General features: G+C 60.7%; 9 protein-coding genes. 6 read left to right on the plus strand and 3 right to left on the minus strand.

The features are described 5' to 3' along the window. Positions 1 to 148: 148 nt before the first annotated feature. Positions 149 to 571: a helix-turn-helix domain-containing protein gene (locus F1609_RS23500; protein ID WP_167079079.1), complete on the plus strand. Its 423-nt coding sequence runs from the start codon at positions 149 to 151 to the stop codon at positions 569 to 571. A 6-nt stretch (positions 572 to 577) separates the two neighbouring features. Here F1609_RS23500 and F1609_RS23505 read toward each other — a convergent pair whose 3' ends face one another. Then, complete coding sequence (locus F1609_RS23505; RefSeq protein WP_167079080.1) at positions 578 to 1,363, minus strand: AraC family transcriptional regulator; 786 nt, start codon at positions 1,361 to 1,363, stop codon at positions 578 to 580. 326 nt (positions 1,364 to 1,689) lie between these two features. Between F1609_RS23505 and F1609_RS23515 the strand changes: the two genes are divergently transcribed. Together F1609_RS23515 and F1609_RS23520 are read left to right on the plus strand one after the other, a co-directional pair. After that, on the plus strand, positions 1,690 to 2,310 hold the full coding sequence (locus tag F1609_RS23515) for an MSMEG_1061 family FMN-dependent PPOX-type flavoprotein (protein WP_370661662.1): 621 nt from the start codon (positions 1,690 to 1,692) through the stop codon (positions 2,308 to 2,310). Positions 2,311 to 2,401: 91 nt separating this feature from the next. After that, positions 2,402 to 3,157 (plus strand): CPBP family intramembrane glutamic endopeptidase, encoded by a 756-nt coding sequence (locus F1609_RS23520; RefSeq protein WP_167079081.1) that lies wholly within the window; start codon positions 2,402 to 2,404, stop codon positions 3,155 to 3,157. A gap of 67 nt (positions 3,158 to 3,224) precedes the next feature. Here F1609_RS23520 and F1609_RS23525 read toward each other — a convergent pair whose 3' ends face one another. After that, positions 3,225 to 3,830: a hypothetical protein gene (locus F1609_RS23525; protein ID WP_167079082.1), complete on the minus strand. Its 606-nt coding sequence runs from the start codon at positions 3,828 to 3,830 to the stop codon at positions 3,225 to 3,227. 72 nt (positions 3,831 to 3,902) lie between these two features. Next, a complete protein-coding gene (locus F1609_RS23530) occupies positions 3,903 to 4,502 on the minus strand; it encodes a short chain dehydrogenase (RefSeq protein ID WP_167079083.1) in 600 nt (199 codons plus the stop codon). 104 nt (positions 4,503 to 4,606) lie between these two features. Here F1609_RS23530 and F1609_RS23535 point away from each other — a divergent pair, with 104 nt between their 5' ends. The 3 genes from F1609_RS23535 to F1609_RS23545 all read left to right on the plus strand — a co-directional run bounded on the left by F1609_RS23535 (position 4,607) and on the right by F1609_RS23545 (position 9,925). Further along, a complete protein-coding gene (locus F1609_RS23535; protein ID WP_167079084.1) occupies positions 4,607 to 5,491 on the plus strand; it encodes a LysR family transcriptional regulator in 885 nt (294 codons plus the stop codon). 315 nt (positions 5,492 to 5,806) lie between these two features. Beyond that, positions 5,807 to 8,554, plus strand: coding sequence for a type VI secretion system Vgr family protein (locus F1609_RS23540; RefSeq protein ID WP_167079085.1), 2,748 nt, complete (start codon positions 5,807 to 5,809; stop codon positions 8,552 to 8,554). Beyond that, complete coding sequence (locus F1609_RS23545) at positions 8,555 to 9,925, plus strand: lipase family alpha/beta hydrolase (RefSeq protein ID WP_167079086.1); 1,371 nt, start codon at positions 8,555 to 8,557, stop codon at positions 9,923 to 9,925. The last annotated feature ends 114 nt before the right edge of the window (positions 9,926 to 10,039 follow it).

Genomic DNA, 10,039 nt, shown 5'->3' on the forward strand with positions numbered 1-10,039 from the left:
TCGCTGGCCTGGACGAAAGACATTTGCTTCGGGCTAGCACCAACACTTTTGGGGGGGTAGGCAGTCACCCGGGCGGCCCTGTTCGCGCAAGCTGGCTTCACGCATCATCGTCGCTGACGCAAGATCGTCAGCCACCCTGGAGCGAACCATGCAAGCGACCCTGATTTCCCCTCTGCCGAAGGCCGCGCCGGCGCGCTACTGCCGCCAGGCGCCGCCGCTGCCGTCCACGGATGACGGCAAGGGCGCCCTCGCCGCCTGGCAGGTGCGCCAGCTGACCGCGCATATCGACGCCAACCTGTGCGCCACCCTGCGCACCACCCATCTGGCGGCCACGGTGGGACTGAGCGTCAGCCATTTTTCGCGCGCCTTCAAGAACGCGGTCGGCGTGCCGGCCCGCGTGTACGTGCTGCGCCGGCGCGTGGCGGCGGCCTGCGAGGCCATGCTGGCCGGCGACGAGCCGCTCACGCACATCGCGCACGCGCATGGCTTTTGCGACCAGTCGCATTTTTCGCGCGCCTTCCAGATGCTGATCGGGATGGGGCCGCAGGCCTGGCGCCGCAGCCAGCGCTGAACCACCTTAACTCGCCGGCAGCGCGCGCCGGTAGGCCGCCGGCGTGGCGCCGAACTCGCGCGCGAACAGCTTGATGAAGGCGCTCGCGCTGGCATAGCCCAGGTCCATCGCCACCATGGTCACCGGCTTGTCGGCGGCGAGCATTTCGAGCGCCCGCATCAGGCGTGCGCGCTGGCGCCAGGCGACGAAGCCAAACCCGGTTTCGGCGCTGAAGCGGCGCGTGAGCGTGCGCGAACTCATGGCGGCCGCACGCGCCCAGCTTTCCAGGTCGCGCTGGTCGGCCGGATCGTCGATCAAGGCACGCGCCACGCGTTGCAAACGCGGATCGCGCGGCAGCGGCAGTCCGAACGGCGCCGGCGGCGCGTACCGGATCTCGTCGAGGATCAGTTGCGCCACACGCTCGCGCTGCGCGTCGAGCGGATCGAGCCCCCAGGTGGCCGCGCGCAGCACCGCTTCGCGCAGCAGGCCTGAGGTACGCAGCGTGCAGGGTCGCTGCGGCAGGTCGGCGCATGCCGGTTCGGCCACATACACGCTCCAGCCCGAAAACGGCCCGTGCGAGCGCACCGCATGAAAATGGTGCGGCGGCAGCCAGACCGCATGAATCGCCGGCACGATCCACTGGCCGTCTTCCACGCCCACCGACAACAAACCGCGCATCGATCCCATCAGCTGGCCGCGCGCGTGCCGGTGGCCGGTAGAAGAGCGCTCGCGCTCCTCGCTGCCCGCGGCGACGATCACGACCGGTCCTTCCGAGGTATTGATGCGGGCGGGATCGAGGGTCAGGTCGGACATGGCGGATTCGAGCAAAATGTTGGCCGATACAGTGTACAGCGGACAGGCCGCTTTGCTTATCCTGCGTTTTTACCCTTCCGGAGACGCACATGCGCGCACACGATATTCTTCCCGACGATACAAATGAAGCCAGCTTTGCCGGCCTGGCGATCCGCAAGGGCACGGTGGCGGCCTTCCTCGCCAATGCGCGCGCCTTTGCCGATCCGGCGCTGGCGGACGATGCGCGCGCCGCCGTGCTGGCCGATATCGAAGCGGACCTGCCGGCGCTGCGCGCGCTCGGCCTGTTCGAGGTTCTCGAAATCAGGCACGCGCCCCTGCGCACCCTGGTGCGCGGACAGCCGGCGGCCACGCAGCCGGACCTGGACGCGCTGTATGCGGCGCCGGCGGAGCGCATCCAGAAGGCAGTTCTCGAGCACCTGGTGCCGATGCACGAAGACTATCTGAAGGCGGCGACCTTCTTCTCGTTTGCGAGCGGGCGCGCGCAAGGACTCGACGTCTCGCCACGCGGCGGGCCACCCGGCTTCGTGCAGGTGCTCGATGCGCGCACCGTGGCCTTTGCCGACTGGCCGGGCAACAACCGCATCGAATCGATGCGCAATCTGGCCGACGACGAACGCGCCGCGATGCTGTTCCTGTTCCCGGGGCTGGAAGTATTCATGCGCATCAACGGACGCGCGCGCGTGAGCACCGAGGCCGCGCTGCTGGCACGGCTGGCCGAGGGCGGCAAGGCGCCGAAGGCGGCCATCGTGGTGGCGATTGACGAAGTGCTGATGCACTGCGGTAAAGCGATCAACCGCGCGCGCCTGTGGCGTGACGAGTCGCGCCTGGCGCCCGACGCGCTGCCGTCGGTGGGCCAGATGATGGCGTCGATGGCGATGATCGGCCAGGCCGATATCGCCCAGGCCAATGCCCACTACGAGCATGCGGTGCGCAACGATCTGTATTAAGCGCCTGTGTCGGCTGCGAATGCCATCTGAGATAATGCGGCCCAGCGTGACAGCACGCGTCGATCAGAAATAACTGGCAGGCAGAATCCGTATGAAACGATTGCATCTTAGCGCGCCGCTGGCATTGGCGGCGCTGGCCGTGTGGCTGGTCCTGACCTTTGGCGGCCAGTGGCTGCAGTCGGGCATTCGCCAGCATTCGCTGGCCGATGCGGCCGGGGGCGGCATCGGCGTGGGCTGGCTGCTCGCTGCGGCATTTGCCGCCGTTGTCGCCCTGGCCTCGCACAATCGCCGCGCCGTCGGCCTGTTGGCGCCGGCGCCGATGAAGTCGGCCCGGCTGGTCTGGTTGCCTCTGTTGTACGCAGTCCTGATGCTGCTGGTGGCCTGGGCCGACGGCTGGCCGGCGCGCGGCGTGCTGGTTGTCGTCGCTTGTAACACGGCGCTGGTGGCGCTGTCGGAAGAACTGATGTTCCGTGCGGTCCTGTTGCAGGGTTTTCTCGACCGCTTCGCCATCTGGCCGGCGGTATTCATGTCGTCGGCCGTGTTTGGCGCGGTGCACGCGGCCAACGGCATCGCCAGCGGCGACGCCGGCGCGGCGCTGGTACAGTCGGCGTCGGCCTTTTTACAGGGCCTGGCCTACGCCGCGATCCGCCTGCGCACGCGCTCCATCTGGCCGATGGTGCTGGTGCACGGTCTGTGGGACTTTTCGCTGATGTCGTCGATGCTCTCGGCCAGCCCGGACAAGCAGAACTCGGTGCTGCCTTACGCCGCGCTGTTCGCGGTGCTGCCCATGTGCCTGTATGGCCTGTACCTGATGCGCGCCCTCCGCGGGCACGCTGCGCCAGCTTGATACCGGTATGATGACGCGCCGGTGCGAATAGGATCCCGGTACGGCGCGAGCCGGTCTTCTTCCAGCATCAATCGTCAGCAGCTTGTGGGTACTGCAAAGGCTCGATGTCCCACATGCCCTCATCCCGCTTTCTCCACGTCAGCTGTCCGAGCAATTCGCCTTCTGTATCGTACAGCGGAATATTCGCCCGCGCGACGATACCCGGGCCACACCCATTGTGACCGCCAATGTGAATGCGCTCCTCGATGAATCCAAAATCGCACTCGGCGTGTTTGAAAACAGGCTGCGCCACATTCATCCACTGATAACGCGATCCCCCGCAGCAGAGCGCCCTGGCGGGGAGGCGGCGGGCCATGCGCCAGCGCAACTGCTCCCCCACTTCGCGTAGCGCCTCCGGCGTATCCATGTGCTCCGCAATGCCCGGATACTCGACCGGGCGGCCAGTTCTCGCAAGGCCATACGCTGTTTCAAATATTTTTAGAGGGGCAATGTCCTCCACCAGGCAAAGGCAGTCGCAATCCTTGCACCAGGCAGGGCGCACGTTGATCCACAGGAGATCGGCATCGGCGACCTGCTTGCCAAGCCGCGTCGCGCCCATGTAATAGTACGCCTCCCTGAATGTAAAACTGAAGCGTTGATCACAGCTGCTGCAAGCATAGAAATCAGGGAGCATGCGGTGTCTTTCGGCGGACAGGATGACGCCTCATTATCGGCCTTGCGAGCACCGCCAGCAAGCCTGGCGGCGCTACCACACCCGATATACCTGCCCCGTCTGCGCACCTTCCACGCTGCGACTGTAGGCCAGCGCCACGCGGCTGGCCGGCGCCGCCTCGAAGCCATAAAAATACGGCCCGTACGCATCGAGCGATTCTTCCAGCACCGTCGGGCTGATGGCGTTGATGCGCAATCCGCGCGGCAGCTCGATGGCCGCGCCGCGCACGAATCCTTCCACTGCGCTGTTGACCATGCTGGCCGAGGCGCCAAAGCGGATCGGCTGCTCGGCCACGATGCCGCTGATCAGGGTGATCGATCCGCCGTCGTTCAACCACTCCACCGCCACCTGCGCCACATTCACCTGCCCCATCAACTTGCTGGCGATACCAACCTGGAACTGCTCCGGCCCCAACTCAGCGAGCGCGCCGAAATGCACCGCGCCGGCCGCCACCACGACCGCATCGACCTTGCCGACTTGCCCGAACAGGCGCCGCACCTGCGCGATGTCGCGGATGTCGGCGCGTACGTCGCCGCTGTTGGCGCCCACGCTCACGATCTCGTGGCGCGCGGCCAAATGGGAAGCAACTGCTTTGCCGATGGTGCCGCTGGCACCGATGACGACGATTTTCATCGTGACTCCATGTAAAAGGATTGGGAGATAACAGTATCGCGCTGTTAGCAATGAAGATAAATGGACTAAGATGACGGATATTACTCACTGATAATTCGCAATCAATGGACAAGCTGCGCAGCATGGAGATATTTACAGCGGTGGTGGACGATGGCAGCTTCACGGCGGCGGCCGCGCGTTTCGACATGTCGGCGGTCATGGTCGGCAAGCACATTCGCTTCCTGGAAGAGCGCTTGGGCGCGCGCCTGATCGCCCGGACCACGCGGCGCCAGAGCCTGACCGAGATCGGCGAACAGTATGTGGAGCAGTGCCGCAGCATCCTGGCGCAGGTGCGCGAGGCCGAATCGGGCGCCGAAGCGATGCGCCTGGCCCCGCGCGGACGGCTGCGCATCAGCGCCCCGGTGACGTTTGGGAGCGAGTCGCTCTCGCCGCTGCTGCCAGGCTACCTGGCGCGGTATCCCGACGTGAGCCTCGACCTGGAACTGAACGACCGCCTGGTCGACGTGGTGGACGATGGCTACGACGCCGTGATCCGCATCGGCGAACTCGATGATTCGGGCATGATCGCGCGCCGGCTACGCCCCTACCGCATGCTGATCTGCGCTTCGCCCGACTACCTGGCGCGGCATGGCACGCCGCGCGTGCCGGCCGACCTGGCGCGGCACGAATGCCTGGACTTCATGCACTGGAAAAAAATGGTGCGCTGGCGCCTGGACCACGACGACGGCGGCGCGCCGGCGCGGGCCAGCCGCTTCCGCTCGAACAATGGGCAGGCGCTCAAACAGGCGGCATTGGCGGGCTTCGGGATCGTGATGCAGGCGCAGGTGATGCTGGCGCAGGAAGTGGCGGCGGGCCGGCTGGTGTCGCTGCTCGAGACGCACATTCCACCGGCCCGCACCATGCACGTGCTGTATCCGCGCGACCGCCAGGCCACGCCAAAACTGACGACGTTCATCGATTTTTTGCTGGAGCACTTCGGCCCGCAGTAGTGCGCAGTACTGCGGGTAAATCTTAACGGGAGGCCTGGGCGCTCGGCGCGGATTTGCGCGGCCACCCGAGGCGTCTTGAATGAACGTCGCAAACTGCCATCAATTAACCTGACAAAGCGAACGGCCCAAGATACCTGCCGAACTCCCACTGCGTGCGGGCTCGCTCGACTATCGACGCTGATCGCTGCGGAGTGAAATGTAAGGCAGTATTCGGGCAATTTTAATGTATGATTAAATATCAACTGCGCAATAATATTATAATTTCAATATTGCATTTATTGCCTTGCAGAACTTTCATTTCAGAAAGTGAAACCAATGATATTTGATCAGTTAGCATCCACGTTATCGGGTCTGAGTGAAGAAAATCGTCCTATTCGCCTCCGGCTTTCATCCAACCAAGGCGTCTTTGATGACGTCTTGCTTGTCAAACACGTAACTGGTCAGGAAAGCTTATGCGGCGGCATCGAGTACCGCATCTTTTGCGTGTCGACTAGCCCCGCATTGCCGCTCAAGGAATTCATTGCGCTGCCTATCGAGCTCCAGTTCGTCACGGACCGGGGGCAAATGCGGTCGGTATGCGGCATCGTTTCCCAGGCAGCGGCCGGGCGCAGCGACGGCGGACTGGCGACCTATCATTTGGTGGCGCGTGACGCATTGGCGCTGATGAATCATCGGATCAATACGCGTGTATTTCGCAATAAAAGCGAACTCGATATATCCGTTGAATTGCTTAACGAGTGGCGGACGATCAATCCGATTCTCGCAAAATCGTTCGATATCGATACCTCAGGTATTGCGAACAATTATCCCGCACGCGAATTTACCATGCAGCATAACGAATCGGACGCCGCTTTCCTATGCCGGCTATGGCGCCGGCGTGGCATCTCATGGTTTATCCGTCCCGGAAAATCAAGCGAACATGGGAGCAACGTTACTCCCGCGCATGCCCTAGTCCTGTTCGACACATCAAAACACCTTGAGCAGAACGCTGCCGGTGTCGTTCACTATCTTCGCGACCTCGCTACGCAAACAGCTGACACCATTTTCAACTGGAGCGCCGTGCGGACGCTTAAATCGGGCAGTGTCACGCGCCAAAGCTGGAACTACCGACATGACAGCATGACGTTCACGGATACGCCAACCAATATGCAACAGGGCGACACCGGCAGTCAGTTTGCGTTCAGCCTGGAGGACTACATCATCGATCCGCCGCATGCTGGCGATGACCTGGCTGACTATCGCCGGCTCGGTGAGCTGCGCATGCAGCGCCACGAGTACGAGGCCAAGTGCTTTCACGGCGAAGGTGGCGTGCGCGACTTGTGTGTAGGACAGTGGATCAGACTGGACGGCCATCCGGAAATCGACTCGCACGCCGAAAGCGAACGCGAGTTCGTCATAACAGAGCTGACGGTCGATGCCGAAAACAATTTGCCCAAAACCGTGGATGACGAGGTGCGCAGACTATTCGCCGCCAATGGTTGGCTTCCCGCTGTGATCGCAAACGATCTGCAAGCACTAAGCGCCGGACGCGACATGCGATACACCAATCGTTTTTCGTGCGTGCGGCGCGGCACGCCAATTGTTCCGCACTATGATCCGCGCGCCCATTTGCCGCGCGTTGCTTTGCAGAGCGCAATTGTCGTCGGCCCTGCGGGAGAGGAGGTTTATTGCGACGCCATGGGGCGAGTAAAACTGCGTTTTCCTGGTACCCGCGAACGAGATCATCGCACCGGGCCCGGTGCATCAAACAGCGACTCCGATTCGGCTTGGGTTCGCGTTGCCAGCTCCTGGGCCAGTGATCGTTGGGGTAGCATTCATCTGCCTCGTGTGGGCGACGAAGTGCTGATCGACTTCCTGGGCGGCGATCCCGACAAACCGGTGATCGTCGGCCGCGTTTACGGGAAAGCAATTCCACCAGAATTCAGCCACATGGGCTACCTGCCAGGAAACAGATTTATTGCCGGGATAAAAAGCAAAGAAGTCAAAGGCATGCGTTATAACCAGTTGCGTCTGGACGACACGACGGGGCAGATCAGTAGTCAGCTGGCATGCGAACATGCTCACAGCCAGCTCAACCTGGGATGGCTAACCCATCCACGCCGTAATGGGCAAGGCAAAGTGCGTGGTGAAGGTGCTGAACTGCGCTCAGACCAGGCGGTGGCGATTCGCGGCGCCAGTGGGGTGTTTATCAGTGCCGACTCGCAGCGTGGCGCGGAAGGTAAGCTGCTCCAGCGCGACTCTCTACTCGGCCTGGCCGAAGTATTGAAAAGTGTACAGCTCCAGTTATCGGAATTGTCCGAGACCCATCTCGCGGGCGCAACGCCGCCAGCCAAGCTCGATCTCATGATCAAACGCCTCAAGGCGTGGGATGCTGCAAGCAACGTAGACCCGGACGGTAGCGGTGGGCAGTGCCCCATCGTGGCAATCAGCGCGCCAGCAGGCGTGGCCGTCGCAAGTGCCGAGAACGTACTGCTGGGCGCGCAAACTGAGATCGACCTCGTCAGTGGAGGCAACATCCAGCAAACAACTGGTAAGAGTTTCCTGGCAAGGGCTGCGGAAAAGGTAAGTATTTTTGCCCACAGCCTGGGTATGAAATTGGTCGCCGCATCCGGAAAGATGGAGTTGCAAACGCATCGGGACGATATGGAAATAACCTCAGCCAAGCGCATTGTGCTTAGTGCTGCCGACGAAATTATCCTGCAGGCGCCAAAAATACGTTTCATGGCCGCAGGAGCCCAGGTTGATATCGGCGATGACCAGATCGTGGAACAGTGCAGAGGTGATTTCACGATCAAGTCGGCGACATTCGCGCACGTCGTTGGAGGCGGAGGCAGCGTTCCCGATCTGAAGTTCCCGGTGAGTGAAATGAAGACTGACGAGCGCATCGTCTTATTCGACCCGCAGAGCGGACGTCCCGTGACGAACCGGGGTTATCGCGCCGTCCTGGCAGACGGCCAGGTTATCGAAGGGAAAACTGATGCCGAAGGGCGGACAGTATTGATGAGATCGGTCGGAATAAGTGAGGTTGAAATCACGATCGATGCTCACGACGACCTTGTTTGAATGATCAACAACACTTTGAAGGGTGATTCCATGACCGAGGCCACGAGACGCTTGCCTGATCCCGAAGTACGTGCCGACGGTAAGCTGGTCGGGAAAAGCGTGTTGACGCCGCAAGAGATGAAAACGCGTGGCGCCATCCCGGTTCCTCCGACCAAGGTGATTCCGGTGATTCTGGTCCCCGGCATTATGGGGAGTAATCTCCGCGCTACCACCGACCCGAGCCGTCGGAAAAATGAGCATCTCGAACCGGGGCAGCCGGCATGGCGCCCGCCGAATGGCATGTCGGATGGATTGGAAGAGGCTGGTATCTGGGAAAAACGTGATCCAGTCGTGCGCCAGCAGATTCTCGATGGTGACACGCTGGAGGTTGACGATAGGGGGATGATTAAAATGCCTGATGATAAAAAGGGGGCACAGGCCGATCAGATGCGTAAGAGATGGTGGGGAGAAGTGCATTGGTCCAGCTATGGCGACCTGCTATGCCAACTCCATGAGAACTTGAACAAGACGTTTACCCAGGCGTTTTTCACAAAAAAACGCATACCAAACGATTTTTGGGAATCAGTAATGGAGTACGATCGAACGCGCTGGGATGCCGGCGACATGCCAGCATTGACTGAGCCAGAACTGGAAAAGTACGCTCAATACCAATATCCGGTATACGCTTGCGGCTACAACTGGATTCAATCCAACGAACTATCCGCAGAGCGCTTGAAAAAAAGAATTATTGAAGTTATCGCTTTCTGGACCGAACGAAAATTCTATTGCAAACAAGTCATTCTGGTCACGCATTCGATGGGCGGATTAGTGGCACGTGCATGTGCGAAGCAAATACCGGAAAAGATAGTCGGCATCATTCACGGCGTCATGCCGGCTTTGGGAGCGCCCCTCGCATATCGCCGCATTGCGTGTGGGACAGAAAGATCAGCTCCTGGGAAAGGCTTTGGGGACAATTACGCGATGGGAAAATTCGCTGATATTGCGGGCGATACCCCAGCGCGAACCACGGCTACGATGGCTACGGCAGCTGGTGCACTTGAACTTCTTCCCAATCATCTTTACCCCAGCCCATGGCTTGTCGCAGCAGTAAAAAGTCCTAACGGAGCGATTGAGAATATAGCAAACTTACAACGCCCCAATATTTACGACACTTATCGGGATTTTAGTTCCTGGTTCAGGATGATTGACCCCGCTTTGGCGGATCCAGCGAGAAAATATGCTGATGATCAGGATGGCGGAGCTAGGGGTGCAATTATACGAGCGATCGCACAGGCAGAAAAGTTTCACACAAAATTACTGGACACTTACTATCATCCGAATTCGTATGCGTTTTATGGCGCGGATGCGAAGCAGATGTCTGAGGTAACCTGACTTTTTCGGACACTCTGGTTTGGTAAACTTCACCAACTGGAGAAATTTTATGACACGCTCAAAAACATACACCCCGGAGCTTCGGGAAGAGGCAGTGAAACTGGTCCTGACGCA

Source organism: Massilia aquatica (assembly GCF_011682045.1).
GTDB classification, from domain to species: Bacteria; Pseudomonadota; Gammaproteobacteria; order Burkholderiales; family Burkholderiaceae_D; genus Telluria_A; species Telluria_A aquatica.